The sequence below is a fragment of the Flavobacterium azooxidireducens genome, assembly GCF_023195775.1.
GTDB lineage: Bacteria > Bacteroidota > Bacteroidia > Flavobacteriales > Flavobacteriaceae > Flavobacterium > Flavobacterium azooxidireducens.
In genome coordinates this window covers 573,708-589,093 of record NZ_CP096205.1, presented here as the reverse complement: position 1 = coordinate 589,093, position 15,386 = coordinate 573,708, and the positions used below count along the sequence as shown (strand labels likewise).

Genomic DNA, 15,386 nt, shown 5'->3' with positions numbered 1-15,386 from the left:
GGAAAAAAAATAAAATGTTTAACAATTCAACGTTTCTGTAAACTGCGACTGTCCACTGAAACCGCGACTGAAAACTAAAAATTATGTCAGAACACGAAGTAAAAAACCTAGAAGCAATCTTTGACGCAAAAATTGCCCGCGACGAAAAAATCGAGCCCAAAGATTGGATGCCCGAAAAATACCGTCAAACACACATTCGTCAAATTTCACAACACGCACACTCCGAAATTGTCGGTATGTTGCCCGAAGGAAATTGGATAACCAGAGCACCTTCGCTTAAAAGAAAAGTAGCTTTATTAGCCAAAATTCAAGACGAAGCCGGACACGGTTTATACTTGTATTCCGCTTGCGAAACACTCGGAATTTCTCGCGAAGAATTATACGAACAACTCCATTCCGGAAAAGCAAAATATTCAAGTATTTTCAATTATCCCAGCTTAACTTGGGCCGATATGGGTGCCATTGGTTGGTTGGTAGATGGTGCGGCAATCATCAATCAAGTGCCATTAACCACAACTTCTTTCGGACCATACGCCCGTGCGATGGTGCGAGTGTGTAAAGAAGAAAGTTTCCATCAACGACAAGGTTTTCAAATTATGATGACGTTGGCAAACGGAACACCGGAACAAAAAGAAATGGCTCAAGATGCACTTAATCGCTGGTGGTTTCCATCGCTAATGATGTTAGGGCCAACCGACGATGCTTCCGTTCACACCGAGCAATCGATGAAATGGAAGTTAAAACGCAAAACGAATGACGAACTACGTCAGCAATTTGTAGATCAAACCGTTCCACAAGCCGATATGATTGGTTTAACCATTCCCGATCCAACCTTAAAATTCAACGAAGAAACCAAACATTACGAATTCGGCGAACTCGATTGGGATGAATTCTGGCAAGTGGTAAAAGGTCACGGACCTTGCAACAAAGAACGAATCGCCGCCCGAAAAAACGCCTGGGAAAACGGAAAATGGGTTCGCGATGCCGCTATGGCTTACGCCGAAAAACAAGAAAGTAAAGTAGTAAAACAAGCAATATAAACTCCGTTGTCTATTATCCGTTATCTGTTTTAAACCGACAACCGACAACCGACAACCGACAACCGAAACACTATGAAAAACTGGCCTCTTTGGGAAGTATTTATACGAAGTAAAAACGGATTAGAGCACCGTCATTGCGGAAGCCTTCACGCAAGTGATGCAACAATGGCACTCGAAAATGCTCGCGATGTGTACACACGCAGAATGGAAGGCGTAAGCATTTGGGTTGTACCCTCAGCACAAATCACCGCTTCCAATCCGGAAGACAGTGCAGAGCTTTTTGAACCCGCAAAAGACAAAGCTTATCGTCATCCAACTTTTTACGAACTTCCCGACGAATTAAAACATATGTAATATCCAATCTGCAAGGTTTCCAAAATCTTGTAGGTTTAGGTAGTTTGTGAAATTTACGTATTTTTTGAATTCGTGTGAATTCGTGAAATTCGTGTCAAAATAAGAAATATGAATAACAATTTAGTTCAATATATTTTCAGCATAGCCGACAACTCATTGATTTTAGGTCAACGTCTAGGTGAACTATGCGGTCACGGCCCAAGTTTAGAAACCGACATTGCAATGACCAACATTTCCCTTGATTTATTCGGTCAAGTGCGAAGTTACTATCAATATGCCGCCAAACTAATTGGTAACGATGAAACGGAAGACACAATCGCTTTTCTTCGAAAAGAACGAGATTACAAAAACGTCCTTTTGGTAGAACAACCCAATCGTGATTTTGCCTATTCCATCGGACGACAATTTTTATTTGATGTGTATCATTTATTGTTGCTGCAAGAATTGCAGAATAGTTCAGACGCAACATTATCGGCAATAGCTAAAAAAAGCATTAAAGAAGTTTCCTATCACACCCGATTTTCATCCGATTGGATTAGAAGATTAGGCGACGGAACAGAAGAAAGTCACAACCGAATCCAAACTGCCCTCAATGATTTATGGGTTTTTACAGATGAACTATTTCTTCAAACCGATGCTGAAAAAGCAATGGTTTCAGAAGGAATTGGAGTCGATGTAAGTCAGTTAAAAGATGCTTTTCATAAAAAAGTAAGCACTATTTTAGAAGAATCAACATTACAAACACCAACCATTGAATATTTCCAAAAAGGAGGAAAAAATGGAATACACAGTGAACATATGGGTTATATTCTAACCGAATTACAATATATGCAACGCACGTATCCAAATATGACTTGGTAAAAAACTTAGCGACCTTAGCGAAAAACCTTTGTGTACTTTGCGGTTAAAAAAATGACAGAACAGATCCAACATATCGACCAAAAACTTTTCGAAATCCTCGAAACAGTTTCCGATCCGGAAATTCCGGTTCTATCGATAATGGAAATGGGTGTGGTGCGTTCTGCTAAATTACAAGGTGGAATCGTCAACGTTCAAATTACACCAACCTACAGCGGTTGTCCGGCGATGGATGTGATAGGTGATGACATCATCAAAGCCTTTCAAGAAAAAGGATTAGAAGCCAAAGTAGAACTTGTACTTTCTCCGGCTTGGACAACCGATTGGATTACTCCAAAAGGAAGACAGGCTTTAGAAAAATACGGAATCGCTTCGCCATTAAATGAAACAGCAGACAAAGAAGCATTATTAGGAAATAAAAAATTAGTAAAATGTCCACAATGTGGTTCATTCAACACAAAATTAGTCAGTCAATTCGGTTCAACAGCCTGTAAAGCATTTTTTCAATGCGAAAACTGTTTAGAACCTTTTGATTATTTTAAATGTTTAAAGTAAATCGCTCGAAGGGGTGAGGTAAAATAAAAATATGACCAATTCAATCGAATTAAAAATAAACAACAAAGTAGCCTTCATCTCATTGAATAGGCCAGAAGTATTCAATAGTTTCAACCGTGAGATGGCATTGTCTTTACAAAAAATATTAGCGGATTGTTCAACTGATAATTCCGTTCGAGCCATCGTCATTACCGGAAACGGGAAAGCCTTTTGTGCCGGACAAGATTTAAAAGAAGTCACAGATCCGGACTTAAATCCCGGTTTCAGAAAAATTCTGGAAGAACATTACAATCCAATTATTCAAAAAATCAGAACGATTGAAAAACCAATTGTTGCTGCGGTTAATGGCGTTGCTGCCGGAGCCGGAGCAAATATTGCTTTAGCTTGTGATATTGTTTTAGCTTCTGAAAATGCATCATTCATTCAAGCGTTCAGCAAAATCGGATTAATCCCTGATAGTGCAGGAACATTTTTCCTACCACGATTAATCGGATTTCAAAAAGCATCAGCTTTAATGATGTTAGGCGACAAAGTTTCCGCCGTTGAAGCAGAGAAATTAGGAATGGTTTACAAAGTAATTTCTCCTGAATCATTTTTAGAAGAAGTAACAAAAATAGCCGAAACATTAGCTGAAATGCCAACCAAAGCCATCGGTTTAACCAAAAGATTATTAAATCAGTCAATGACAAATAATTTAGAACAGCAATTAGCATCAGAATCAGATTTGCAAATTGAAGCGAGTTCATCCAACGATTACAAAGAAGGCGTAACCGCTTTTGTTGAAAAAAGAAAACCGCAATTTAATGGAAACTAATTTGAAAATAGCAGTTATCGGTTCAGGAACTATGGGTAGCGGTATCGCACAAGTAGTTGCTACAGCCGGTTGCGAAGTATCTCTCTATGACACCAATCACACGGTGTTAGAAAAGAGTAAAATCAACCTTGAAAACACCTTGTCCAAATTAGTTGAAAAGTCAAAAATTGATGAAACTGAAAAAAGCAGAATCATCAATAATATTTCGTACGCAACCACATTTGCCGAATTATCGCATTCCGATTTAGTCATCGAAGCCATTGTTGAAAATTTAGACATCAAACGAAAACTATTTTCAGAATTAGAAAATTATGTTTCACCCGAAACTATTTTAGCATCCAATACATCCTCATTATCAATCGCTTCCATCGCCGCATCTTGTCAAAAACCGGATCGTGTAATCGGAATTCATTTTTTCAACCCGGCTCCGCTTATGCAATTGGTTGAAGTCATTCCGGCCATTCAAACCAGTCAAGAAGTAGTAGAACAAACTGTTCAAACGATCACCGATTGGAAAAAAGTCGTTGCCATTGCAAAAGACACACCCGGATTTATTGTCAATCGTGTGGCTCGACCTTTTTATAGCGAAGCACTCCGAATTTATGAAGAAGGAAAAGCTGATTTCGCCACCATCGACTGGGCAATGAAAACCATCGGCGGATTCCGAATGGGACCATTTGAATTAATGGATTTCATCGGAAACGATGTCAATTACACCGTAACAGAAACTGTTTTCACCGCTTTTTATTTCGACCCAAGATACAAACCTTCTTTCACACAAAAACGACTTTCAGAAGCCGGTTTTTTTGGCAGAAAATCAGGAAGAGGTTTCTATAATTATAATTCAGAATTACCAAAACCAACCGAAGACAACAAATTAGGACAATACATCGTTGACAGAATTTTAGTGATGCTCATCAACGAAGCGGCCGAAGCTTTCTTTTTAAACATCGCTTCCGCCAAAGACATTGATAATGCGATGACCAAAGGAGTTAATTACCCAAAAGGATTACTCGCGTGGGCAGACGAAAAAGGAATCAATTGGTGTGTCGATAAAATGGATGAACTCTATCAAGAATACCACGAAGACCGCTACCGTTGCAGTCCGATTTTAAGAAAAATGAACAAAGAAAATGCAAGATTTTATTAACCCAAAATAGTCACGCCTCGTCTCCCTCTCCTTTGGAGAGGGTCGGGGAGAGGAAAAAAATATTAACACAACAAGTCACACCTCGTCTCCCTCTCCTTTGGAGAGGGTCGGGGAGAGGAAAAAGAATATAAACCCAAAATAATAACACCCGGTCTCCTTTGGAGAGGGTCGGGGTGAGGAAAAATGAAACCAACCGAAATCATAAATATAATGTTTCAAAACGATGCCTTCAGTCAATGGCTTGGCATCGCCGTAGAAGAAGTTTCCGAAGGTAAATGTGTCTTATCAATGACCATCCGTAAGGAAATGACCAATGGTTTTGGCATCGCTCACGGCGGAATCACGTATTCATTGGCAGATAGTGCTTTAGCTTTTGCAGCCAATTCTCACGGTCGTCAATCGGTGAGCATCGACACGTCGATCAATCACATTGAAGCATTGAAAGAAGGTGATAAAATCATTGCCATCGCCACAGAAAATGCTCTAAAAAATAAATTTGGGTTTTATACCATCGAAATAAAAAAGGAAGAAAAAACAGTCGCACTTTTCAAAGGAACCGTATTCCGAAGTGAAAAAGAGTGGGAATAAAATAAATAATTAGAAGCGAGTGGCTCGGGCTTTTTCAGTAAACCGTGTTCCCGCTTTCCGTTGCAATCTCGCCAAAAGGGCGAGGATTTTCACTGCAATCGGGGCTAAAGAGCCAACCATAAAAGAGTAAATTATAAAACAAAAGTCAGTTTTCACCAGTCAGCAAAAAACTGACAACCGACAACCGACAACCGACAACAATATGGAAGCATACATCATAGACGGAGTCCGCACTCCAATCGGAAGTTATCAAGGAACCTTATCAGCCGTTCGCCCGGACGATTTAGGAGCTTTGGTCATCAAAACTGTGGTAGAAAAAAATCCAAACATTCCAAAGGAAGCTTACGACGATGTCATCATGGGTTGTGCAAACCAAGCAGGTGAAGATAACCGAAATGTAGCCAGAATGTCGCTATTATTAGCCGGATTACCACATTCAGTACCGGGTGAAACCGTAAACCGTTTGTGCAGTTCCGGATTATCAGCTATAATTCACGCCAACAGAGCGATAAAAGCAGGAGACGGTCACATTTTTATTGCAGGCGGAATCGAAAATATGACTCGCGGACCATTAGTTGTCTCCAAACCATCAGCCGCTTTTGGAACGGATAGTAAAATGTACGATTCCAGTTTTGGATGGCGTTTCATCAATCCTAAAATGCATCAACAATATGGAACGGATGCTATGGGAGAAACCGCAGAAAACCTAGTTGAAAAATATAACATTTCAAGAGAAGATCAAGATGCATTTGCCTACAACAGTCAAATGAAAGCTGTAGCAGCTCAACAATCCGGTCGTTTAGCCAAAGAAATTGTTGCTGTTGAAATTCCACAACGAAAAGGCGATCCAATCCTATTTTCAAAAGATGAGTTTGTAAAACCTAATTCAACGTTAGAGGGATTGTCAAAACTTCGTCCCGCTTTCAGAAAAGAAGGAAGCGTGACTGCCGGAAATGCATCAGGATTAAATGACGGAGCAGCCGCAACCATCATCGCATCCGAAGAAGCTGTAAAAAAATACAATCTAAAACCATTAGCTCGAATAGTCAGTTCAGCAGTGGTAGGAGTAGAGCCTAGAATCATGGGAATAGGTCCGGTTGAAGCCACAAACAAAGCATTAGAAAAGGCTGGTTTAACTTTAGCCGATATGGATATTATCGAACTAAATGAAGCCTTTGCCGCACAAGTATTAGCTTGCACCAGAGCTTGGGGAATTGCCGACAACGACCCTCGATTAAATCCAAATGGTGGTTCAATAGCTATAGGCCATCCGCTAGGCGTAACCGGAGCTAGAATTGCCTATTCCGCCGCTTTAGAATTGCAACTAACCGGAAAAAGATATGCCTTGATTACAATGTGCATTGGCGTCGGACAAGGCTACGCAGCTATTATAGAACGAGCTTAAAAAAAACTTAGCGAACCTAGCGAAAATTCTTTGCGTGCTTTGCGGTTAAAAAGATAAATTATGAACAAAACACAACATTACATACTCGGAAAATGGACCACCGGAACCGGCGAAGGAATTCCTTCATTCGATGCCGTTACAGGAGAATTTATCGCTTCCACAACAGTAGAAGGATTAGATATTCCTGCCATTTTGCATTACGGAAGAACTAAAGGTGGAGAAAAACTCCGCAAAATGACCTTTCAAGAGCGTGGAAATATGATTAAAAGTTTGGCGATGTATTTAACCAAACGCAAAGAACAATTCTACGAAATCAGTTACCGCACCGGAGCAACCCGAGTAGATTCGTGGATTGATATCGAAGGAGGTTTCGGAAATTTATTTGCCAACGCATCCTTACGAAAATTATTTCCCAACCAACCCTATCACGTAGAAGGAGATCCAATCGACTTGTCCAAAGGTGGTAGATTTATGGCTCATCACATTTTAGTGCCAAAAAAAGGAGTTGCTATTCACATTAATGCTTTCAATTTCCCGATTTGGGGAATGTTAGAAAAATGTGCCGTCAATTGGATGGCCGGAATGCCGGCAGTAGTTTTACCAGCACCGGTAACCGCTTATTTGACCGAAGCAGTCGTACAAGAAATCATCGCCTCAAACATACTTCCCGAAGGAGCTTTACAACTCATCAGCGGAACAACAAAAAATATATTCGATACAGTTGAAAGTCAGGACGTAATTACCTTCACAGGTTCAGCCGCAACAGGTAGATTATTAAAAGCTCATCCGAGAATTATTCAAGAATCTGTTCCGTTTACTATGGAAGCAGATTCTTTAAATGCCTCTATCTTAGGCGAAGATGCAATTCCCGGAACACCCGAATTTGACTTATTCATCAACCAAGCCAGAAGCGAAATTACCGTGAAATGCGGACAAAAATGTACCGCAATCCGTCGAATGATTGTCCCCGAAAAATTAATAGATGACGTTCAAATCGCTCTCGCAAAATCATTAGATAAAGTAACCATCGGCGACCCGAGATTGAAAGAAGTTCGAATGGGAGCTTTAGTAAGCAAAGCCCAAGCCGATGTATTGAAAAACAGAGTAAATGAATTAGCACAAACGGCTTCAATAGTTTACGGAGATTTCGATAAAATAAACATCATCGGTGCCAATGAAAAAGGTGCTTTTGTGAGTCCGATTGTCTTGAGAGAAGACAAACCTTTTCAAAATTTATCGGTTCACGAAACAGAAGCATTCGGACCTGTTTCAACCATAATGCCCTACAAAACGTTGGAAGAAGCAATCGAATTAGCCCAAATGGGTAAAGGTTCGTTAGTGTCATCCATCGTAACCAATTCAGACGAAATTGCCAAAGAATATGTGGTTAATGCCGCTTCTCACCACGGAAGAATATTAGTCCTAAATCGTGAAAACGCTAAACAAAGCACCGGTCACGGTTCGCCATTACCCTTGTTAGTTCACGGCGGACCCGGTCGTGCCGGAGGCGGAGAAGAGATGGGTGGCGTTCGTGGAATCAAACATTATATGCAACGTTGTGCCATTCAAGGTTCGCCAACCACATTAACGGAAATCACCGGAATTTATCAACCGAATTCGGCTTACAAAGAAATTTCGCAACACCCGTTTCAATACCATTGGGAAGATATTCAACCCGGAATGTCGCTCAAAACACATAAACGCACAGTCACCGATACCGACATCATCAATTTTGCCAATTTAACGTGGGATCATTTTTATGCTCACACCGATATCACTTCGTTAGACGGAAGCATTTTTGAAAAACGAACCGCTCACGGTTATTTCATTTTAGCCGCCGCCGCCGGATTATTCGTTTATCCAAACAAAGGACCGGTTGCTGCCAATTACGGGCTCGAAGAATGCCGATTTTTACGACCAATTTACCACAACGATACCATTTATGTTCGCCTAACGTGTAAACAGAAAATTGAACGCGATGTCGCTTCAGCCGGACATCCTAGCGGAATTGTAAAATGGTTTGTGGAGGTTTTTGATGCCGAAAACGAATTGGTTGCCATCGCTACGATTTTAACAATGGTGCAGAAAAAGCAAGAAGTTTTTGTTGAAATGACCGATGAAAAAATTGCAGAATGCCTGAATAAATTAACCGAAGACACCAAACCGCAATGGGGAATTTTAACGCCGCAACACCTTTTGGAACATTTGGAACACGGTTACAGAATTATGTCGGGTGAAATTCAAGATTTCGAAATTGCAACGCCCGAAAAGATTTTGGATAAAGTGCACAATTCATTGTACAATTACGATAAATTCCCAAAAGGAACCGCTTTTCCAACAATGAAAAAAGGAGAATTGGAAGACTTAATCCACCCCGATTTTGCCACCGCCAAACAAAAATTCATCGAAGCCAGAGAAGCCTACAAAACATTTTTCAAAGAAAATCCTGAAGCCGTTCAGAAAAATATGGTTTTCGGAAATTTAAATAAATACGAATCCTATTTACTGGAAAGAAAACATTTGAACCATCATTTTGAACAATTTAATATTTTATAATTGAGAATAAACTTTGCGGTCTTTGCGTAAATCTTCGCGGACTTTGCGGTTAAAAATATAGATAATGAAAGAACCTTACGTAAAATACAACATACAAAATAACATTGCCACCATCGAGTTTTTTCATCCCGAACAAAACTCATTACCAAGTGATGTATTAAAAGATTTAGCCAACACCATCACAGAAGCCGGAAACAACGACGAAGTAAGAGTCATCATCCTCAAAAGTGGCGGCGACCGAACTTTTTGTGCCGGAGCCAGTTTTAAAGAACTAATCGCAATCAACGATGCCGAAACCGGAAAAATATTCTTCTCCGGATTTGCCAATGTCATCAACGCTATGCGAAAATGTCCGAAATTTATCATCGGAAGAATTCAAGGAAAAACAGTAGGTGGCGGAGTCGGAATCGCTTCCGCAACCGATTATTGTATGGCTACAAAATTCGCTTCAATAAAATTAAGTGAACTCAATGTCGGAATTGGACCTTTTGTGGTTTCTCCGGCAATTGAACGTAAAATGGGTGTTTCAGCGATGTCACAAATCGCCATCGATGCCAACACCTTTTACGATGCCAATTGGGCGAGAGAGAAAGGTTTGTATGCTTCCGTTTTTGAAACCATCGAAGAATTAGACGAAGCCGTTCAAAAATTTGCAGAACACCTTTGCACCTATAATCCGGAAGCAATGTTGGAAATGAAAAATATTTTCTGGCGAGGCACCGACGATTGGGATAATCTATTAGCCGAAAGAGCCGCCATCAGCGGACGTTTGGTGTTATCAGATTTCACAAAAGAAACGTTGAAGAAGTTTAAATAAGAAAGCAGAGAAAAGAAACAAGAGAAAAGAGTTTTGAGGATTAAATAGGTCTTTCTTCTTTTTTTTTGCCTCTTTCTTCTAAAAATAAAAAAATGATCTACGAATTCAAAGGGTTCATCCCCGTCATACACGAAAGCAGTTTTATCCATCCGCAAGCAGCAGTCACGGGTAATGTGATTATTGGAAAAAATGTCTATGTCGGTCCTGGAGCAGCAATTCGTGGCGATTGGGGTGAAATCATTATTGAAGATGGTTGCAATGTCCAGGAAAATTGTACCATTCATATGTTTCCGGGTAAGTCAATGATTTTGAAAGAAGGAGCACATATAGGTCACGGAGCCATCATTCACGGAGCCAATATTGGTAGAAATTGTTTGGTAGGAATGAATGCGGTCATTATGGATGATGCCAATGTGGGAGACGAATGTATCGTCGGAGCATTAGCATTTGTAAAAGCAGGAATGCAAATTCCAAATCGCAAAATGGTTGTTGGAAATCCGGCAGTCATCATCAAAGATGTTTCCGATGAAATGATTGATTGGAAAACCAAAGGAACAGCATTGTATCAACAATTGCCGTCAGAATGTTACGAATCATTGAAAGAAGTTGAGCCATTGCGTGAAATACCGGAGAATCGTCCAACGCAGGAAAAAATATACGATATTTTTAAAAAATAAAAATTCGTAGAGACGTTGCACTGCAACGTCTGTACATATAAAAATGCCAATATGCCAATAATTGAATTCAAAATGCCCAAAATGGGCGAAAGCATATCAGAAGCCACCATCATTAATTGGACAAAAAACGTTGGTGATTATATCGAAGCGGAAGAAACCTTGCTGGAAGTCGCCACCGATAAAGTGGACAGCGAAGTACCATCACCAGTTTCGGGAACAATCACCGAAATTCGTTTTCAAAAAGATGTTGTCGTAGAAGTTGGAACTGTTTTGGCGTTGATTGATTCCAATGGGAAGCAAGAGCCAAGAAGCAAGAGCCAAGAAATTATTACTGCTAATGTTGAATCTCAACCAGAAGTAACCAAACCCTCTAATATTGAATTTAAACAAGTAAGAACCAATCCAGATGCTTTTCTTTCTCCTTTAATCATCAGTATTGCTCAGAAAGAAAATCTTTCCGTAGAAGAAGTTCAAAGTATTCCCGGCTCAGGTTTGGATGGAAGAATTCAAAAAAGTGATGTTTTCAACTATTTAAAAAACAGAAAATACCCGCTACAGTCAAAACCGATATCAGAGAACCGACAACCGACAACCTTTCCTAAACCTAAAATCAATTTTATAGAAGGAAAAGACCGAATTGTGGAAATGGATCGTATGCGGAAAATGATTGCCGATCATATGGTTTATTCCAAGCAAACTTCGCCACACGTAACCTCTTATTTGGAAGCTGATGTGACAAATTTGGTGAATTGGCGAAATGAAAATAAAGATAAATTTCAGCAGAAATACGGCGAAAAACTAACATTTACACCCATATTTATTGATGCGGTGGCAAAAGCGATTCAAGATTTTCCATTAATTAATGTGTCAGTCGATGAAGATAAAATCATTGTACATAAAGACATCAATATCGGAATGGCAACAGCTTTACCAACCGGAAATTTAATTGTTTCAGTAGTCAAAAAAGCGAATGAAAAAGATATCGTTTCAATTGCTAAGGAAGTAAATCAGTTAGCACAAAATGCTCGAAATAATAAACTTAAACCCGAAGATATTCAAGGAAGTACATTCACTATTTCCAACGTTGGAACGTTTGGAAGCCTAATGGGAACACCTATCATCAATCAACCGGAAGTCGCCATTTTAGCCTTGGGGATCATCAAAAAAAGACCTGAAGTTATTACAACAGAAAAAGGAGACGAAATCGCCATCAGAAGTATGATGTTTTTATCCTTATCCTTTGATCATAGAGTAGTGGATGGATTTTTAGGAGGATCATTCTTAAAAAGAGTGGGGGATAATTTGGAACAATTTAGTACGAATATAAAAATATAATTTCTCTATTCTGTAAAAGAATTGAGAGCAAACATAAACCCAATGCAAGAAGTAATGACAGAAATTAAAGTAAAAAAAGCAGCACATTCAACAGTCGGAGAAGTTGATTTAAACAACATCGTGATGGGAAAAAAATTCACAGATCATATGTTTGTTTGCGATTATCAAGACGGCGAGTGGAAAAATCCGCGAATTGAACCGTTACAACTCATTCCAACTCACCCAGCCGCTATGGCTTTGCACTATGGTCAAGCGATTTTTGAAGGAATGAAAGCCACGTTGGGAAAAGAAGGAACGCCTTTATTATTCCGTCCTTATGAAAATGCAAAACGTTTAAATTTCAGTGCCAACCGAATGGGAATGCCTTCTTTTCCGGAGGAACTATTTGTAGAAGCTTTGAAACAATTCACCGCTTTGGAAAAACAATGGATTCCAACCAAAGAAGGAAGTGCTTTGTACTTACGGCCGTTTATGTATGCCGACGAAGCATTCATCGGAATGCGTGCCGCAACCAGTTTTAAATTTATGGTGATTGCCTCTCCAGCCGGACCATTTTTCAGCAGAAAAATTAAATTATATGCCGAGAAGAAATACGTTCGTGCCGTGAATGGTGGAACAGGAGAAGCCAAAGCAGCCGGAAATTATGCAGCCGCTATTCGTCCCACAGAATACGCCAAAGCAAAATCATATGATCAAGTATTGTGGCTAGATGCTCACGATTTTGAGTACATCCAAGAAGTTGGAACCATGAATATCTTCTTTAAAATTGACGGTAAATTTATCACCCCAGATTTGAGTGGTTCTATTTTATCAGGAATTACTCGAATGAGTGTAATTGATTTGTTGCGTTCCAAAGGCTTTGAAGTAATCGAAAAACCAATCAAAATTTCCGAAATCATCGAAGCATCCAAAAACGGAACTTTAGAAGAAGCGTTCGGAACCGGTACAGCCGTTGGAATTGCGATGATTGAAGAAATTGGCAACAATGATTTTACAATTAAATTCCCTGAAAATAATCCGGTTTCGGTTATGGTAAATGATACACTAAACGCTATAAAACTTCAAAAAGAAGAAGACCAATTCGGTTGGATTGTTGAAGCGAAGTAATAAACCTAAACCTTTCAGGTTTAAAAAAGATTAAAATGTTAGAAAAAAATATCCTGAAAAAAGCCTTTTCAACAATGGCAACCGCCAAAACGATGGCTGAATTGTATGAAGATAATTTCAAAATTGTTTCCAAATACGTTCACGCCACTTCACGCGGTCACGAAGCCATTCAAATTGCGATGGCGATGCACTTATTGCCACAAGATTATGCTTTCCCATATTACCGTGACGATGCAATGTTACTCGGAATTGGGATGCAACCTTATGATTTAATGTTGCAACTAATGGCCAAAAAAGATGACCCGTTTTCAGGAGGTCGAACCTATTATTGTCACCCCAGTATAAAAGATGTTGATAAGCCGAAAATTCCTCATCAATCTTCTGCAACCGGAATGCAAGCCATTCCTGCGACCGGAGCTGCAATGGGTTTTTGGTATAAAGAAAATACAGGAATTCAAGATGACAATGAACTAAAACCAATTGTCGTTTGTTCTCTCGGCGATGCTTCCGTAACCGAAGGCGAAATTGCCGAAGCCTTTCAAATGGCAGCGTTAAAACAATTACCTATTTTATATTTAGTCCAAGATAATGGCTGGGATATTTCGGCAAACGCTGCAGAAACCCGAGCTCAAAATGCCTTTGAATACGCCAAAGGTTTTCACGGAATCGAAGCCATTTCGATAGACGGAGCAAACTTCACCGAAAGTTATTTGGCTCTTGAAAAAGTGGTCAAAACCATTCGTGAAGAACGTCGTCCGTTTTTGGTTCACGCCAAAGTTCCGTTGTTAAATCACCATACTTCCGGCGTTCGGATGGAGTGGTACCGAGACGATTTGGAAGAAGCAAAATCCCGTGATCCATATCCGGTTTTGATTCAACAACTCCTCGATGCCGGATTTTCAAAAGAGGAAATTCAAGAAATTGAGCAATCGGTTAAAACACTTGTTCAACAAGATTTTGATAAAGCCCAACAAGCTGAAGATCCACAACCCGAAGATTTATTCACACACGATTTTGCACCAACTCCCGTAATAGAGGAAGTAGGCGAGCGAAATCCATCCCGCGAGGAAAAAGTCGTGATGGTCGATTGTGCCTTATTTGCCGTTGAAGAATTAATGAAAAAGCATTCTGAATGTTTGTTGTACGGACAAGATGTGGGCGGACGTTTAGGCGGCGTTTTCCGTGAAGCAGCCACTTTAGCACAGAAATTTGGCGATGAACGTGTTTTTAACACCCCGATTCAAGAAGCATTTATCGTCGGTTCAACGGTCGGAATGTCAGCCGTTGGGTTAAAACCGATTGTTGAGGTGCAATTCGCCGATTATATTTGGCCGGGCTTGAATCAGTTGTTCACCGAAGTCAGCCGTTCCTGTTATTTATCTAACGGAAAATGGCCTGTGAGTATGATTTTGCGTGTGCCAATTGGTGCCTACGGAAGTGGCGGACCGTATCATTCGTCTTCGGTAGAAAGTGTGTTAACCAACATTCGCGGAATCAAAATCGCCTACCCAAGCAACGGTGCCGATTTAAAAGGGTTGATGAAAGCCGCTTATTACGACCCGAATCCGGTTGTGATTTTGGAGCACAAAGGATTGTATTGGAGCAAAGTCAAAGGAACCGATTTCGCCCGCGTAAACGAACCAAGCGAAGATTATATGTTACCATTCGGAAAAGCCAATATCGTTCAAGAAATTTGGGAACAAGAAACGGCTGAAACCATGACGATTATAACTTATGGAATGGGCGTTCACTGGGCTTTAAATGCTTCATCAAACATCAAAAATCAAGTAGAAATCATCGATTTGCGGACGTTGTATCCGTTAGATGAAGAAGCCATTTTCAAATCCGTTAAAAAAGCCAAAAAGTGTTTGATTGTCACCGAAGAACCCACCAATAATTCGTTTGCACGCAGCCTAGCCGGACTCATTCAGGAAAATTGTTTCAAACACCTCGATGCACCCGTAATGGTCATCGGATCCGAAAATATGCCAGCGATTCCGTTAAATAGCACGTTAGAATTTACGATGATTCCAAATGTGGATAAGGTTCGTGCTAAGATGGAGGAGTTGTTGAATTATTAGTTTTCAGTCGCAGTCGCAGTCGCAGTCTCAGTCACAGCTTTCAGTCGCA

Annotated in this window: 14 protein-coding genes; all 14 read left to right on the top strand. The window is 40.1% G+C overall.

Features of this window, described 5'->3' with window-relative positions; genetic code table 11:
* Positions 1–83: 83 nt before the first annotated feature.
* The 14 genes from paaA (at position 84) to M0M57_RS02590 (ending at position 15,337) form a co-directional block, all read left to right on the top strand.
* Complete coding sequence (gene paaA / locus M0M57_RS02655; RefSeq protein WP_248435126.1) at positions 84–1,040, top strand: 1,2-phenylacetyl-CoA epoxidase subunit PaaA; 957 nt, start codon at positions 84–86, stop codon at positions 1,038–1,040.
* Positions 1,041–1,112: 72 nt separating this feature from the next.
* On the top strand, positions 1,113–1,394 hold the full coding sequence (gene paaB / locus M0M57_RS02650) for a 1,2-phenylacetyl-CoA epoxidase subunit PaaB (protein ID WP_112086245.1): 282 nt from the start codon (positions 1,113–1,115) through the stop codon (positions 1,392–1,394).
* A 108-nt stretch (positions 1,395–1,502) separates the two neighbouring features.
* Complete coding sequence (gene paaC, locus M0M57_RS02645) at positions 1,503–2,255, top strand: 1,2-phenylacetyl-CoA epoxidase subunit PaaC (protein ID WP_248435124.1); 753 nt, start codon at positions 1,503–1,505, stop codon at positions 2,253–2,255.
* A 51-nt stretch (positions 2,256–2,306) separates the two neighbouring features.
* Positions 2,307–2,807, top strand: coding sequence for a 1,2-phenylacetyl-CoA epoxidase subunit PaaD (gene paaD, locus M0M57_RS02640; protein ID WP_248435122.1), 501 nt, complete (start codon positions 2,307–2,309; stop codon positions 2,805–2,807).
* A gap of 31 nt (positions 2,808–2,838) precedes the next feature.
* A complete protein-coding gene (locus M0M57_RS02635) occupies positions 2,839–3,621 on the top strand; it encodes an enoyl-CoA hydratase-related protein (protein ID WP_248435120.1) in 783 nt (260 codons plus the stop codon).
* The gene (locus M0M57_RS02630; protein ID WP_248435118.1) at positions 3,611–4,771 is read left to right on the top strand and encodes a 3-hydroxyacyl-CoA dehydrogenase NAD-binding domain-containing protein; all 1,161 of its coding nucleotides are present in this window, start codon (positions 3,611–3,613) and stop codon (positions 4,769–4,771) included. The genes M0M57_RS02635 and M0M57_RS02630 overlap by 11 nt, the downstream gene beginning before the upstream one ends.
* Positions 4,772–4,954: 183 nt before the next feature.
* The gene (locus tag M0M57_RS02625) at positions 4,955–5,359 is read left to right on the top strand and encodes a PaaI family thioesterase (RefSeq protein WP_248435116.1); all 405 of its coding nucleotides are present in this window, start codon (positions 4,955–4,957) and stop codon (positions 5,357–5,359) included.
* Between the two features lie 202 nt (positions 5,360–5,561).
* Positions 5,562–6,764: a 3-oxoadipyl-CoA thiolase gene (pcaF, locus tag M0M57_RS02620; RefSeq protein WP_248435114.1), complete on the top strand. Its 1,203-nt coding sequence runs from the start codon at positions 5,562–5,564 to the stop codon at positions 6,762–6,764.
* Between the two features lie 60 nt (positions 6,765–6,824).
* Positions 6,825–9,320 carry a phenylacetic acid degradation bifunctional protein PaaZ gene (paaZ, locus tag M0M57_RS02615; protein ID WP_248435112.1) on the top strand — a complete coding sequence of 832 codons (2,496 nt, stop codon included), beginning with the start codon at positions 6,825–6,827 and terminating at the stop codon, positions 9,318–9,320.
* Between the two features lie 64 nt (positions 9,321–9,384).
* Positions 9,385–10,137: an enoyl-CoA hydratase/isomerase family protein gene (locus M0M57_RS02610; protein ID WP_248435110.1), complete on the top strand. Its 753-nt coding sequence runs from the start codon at positions 9,385–9,387 to the stop codon at positions 10,135–10,137.
* A 92-nt stretch (positions 10,138–10,229) separates the two neighbouring features.
* Positions 10,230–10,814, top strand: coding sequence for an acyltransferase (locus tag M0M57_RS02605; RefSeq protein WP_248435109.1), 585 nt, complete (start codon positions 10,230–10,232; stop codon positions 10,812–10,814).
* A gap of 51 nt (positions 10,815–10,865) precedes the next feature.
* Positions 10,866–12,149, top strand: coding sequence for a dihydrolipoamide acetyltransferase family protein (locus M0M57_RS02600; protein WP_248435107.1), 1,284 nt, complete (start codon positions 10,866–10,868; stop codon positions 12,147–12,149).
* Between the two features lie 42 nt (positions 12,150–12,191).
* On the top strand, positions 12,192–13,256 hold the full coding sequence (locus M0M57_RS02595) for a branched-chain amino acid aminotransferase (protein ID WP_248435105.1): 1,065 nt from the start codon (positions 12,192–12,194) through the stop codon (positions 13,254–13,256).
* A 35-nt stretch (positions 13,257–13,291) separates the two neighbouring features.
* On the top strand, positions 13,292–15,337 hold the full coding sequence (locus M0M57_RS02590) for an alpha-ketoacid dehydrogenase subunit alpha/beta (protein WP_248435103.1): 2,046 nt from the start codon (positions 13,292–13,294) through the stop codon (positions 15,335–15,337).
* Positions 15,338–15,386 lie beyond the last annotated feature (49 nt).

Excerpts from the sequence above, each read along its gene's own strand:
- paaA (WP_248435126.1), top strand. The coding sequence starts at position 84 with ATGTCAGAACACGAAGTAAAAAACCTAGAAGCAATCTTTGACGCAAAA.
- paaB (WP_112086245.1), top strand. The coding sequence starts at position 1,113 with ATGAAAAACTGGCCTCTTTGGGAAGTATTTATACGAAGTAAAAACGGA.
- paaC (WP_248435124.1), top strand. The coding sequence starts at position 1,503 with ATGAATAACAATTTAGTTCAATATATTTTCAGCATAGCCGACAACTCA.
- paaD (WP_248435122.1), top strand. The coding sequence starts at position 2,307 with ATGACAGAACAGATCCAACATATCGACCAAAAACTTTTCGAAATCCTC.
- M0M57_RS02635 (WP_248435120.1), top strand. The coding sequence starts at position 2,839 with ATGACCAATTCAATCGAATTAAAAATAAACAACAAAGTAGCCTTCATC.
- M0M57_RS02630 (WP_248435118.1), top strand. The coding sequence starts at position 3,611 with ATGGAAACTAATTTGAAAATAGCAGTTATCGGTTCAGGAACTATGGGT.
- M0M57_RS02625 (WP_248435116.1), top strand. The coding sequence starts at position 4,955 with ATGAAACCAACCGAAATCATAAATATAATGTTTCAAAACGATGCCTTC.
- pcaF (WP_248435114.1), top strand. The coding sequence starts at position 5,562 with ATGGAAGCATACATCATAGACGGAGTCCGCACTCCAATCGGAAGTTAT.
- paaZ (WP_248435112.1), top strand. The coding sequence starts at position 6,825 with ATGAACAAAACACAACATTACATACTCGGAAAATGGACCACCGGAACC.
- M0M57_RS02610 (WP_248435110.1), top strand. The coding sequence starts at position 9,385 with ATGAAAGAACCTTACGTAAAATACAACATACAAAATAACATTGCCACC.
- M0M57_RS02605 (WP_248435109.1), top strand. The coding sequence starts at position 10,230 with ATGATCTACGAATTCAAAGGGTTCATCCCCGTCATACACGAAAGCAGT.
- M0M57_RS02600 (WP_248435107.1), top strand. The coding sequence starts at position 10,866 with ATGCCAATAATTGAATTCAAAATGCCCAAAATGGGCGAAAGCATATCA.
- M0M57_RS02595 (WP_248435105.1), top strand. The coding sequence starts at position 12,192 with ATGCAAGAAGTAATGACAGAAATTAAAGTAAAAAAAGCAGCACATTCA.
- M0M57_RS02590 (WP_248435103.1), top strand. The coding sequence starts at position 13,292 with ATGTTAGAAAAAAATATCCTGAAAAAAGCCTTTTCAACAATGGCAACC.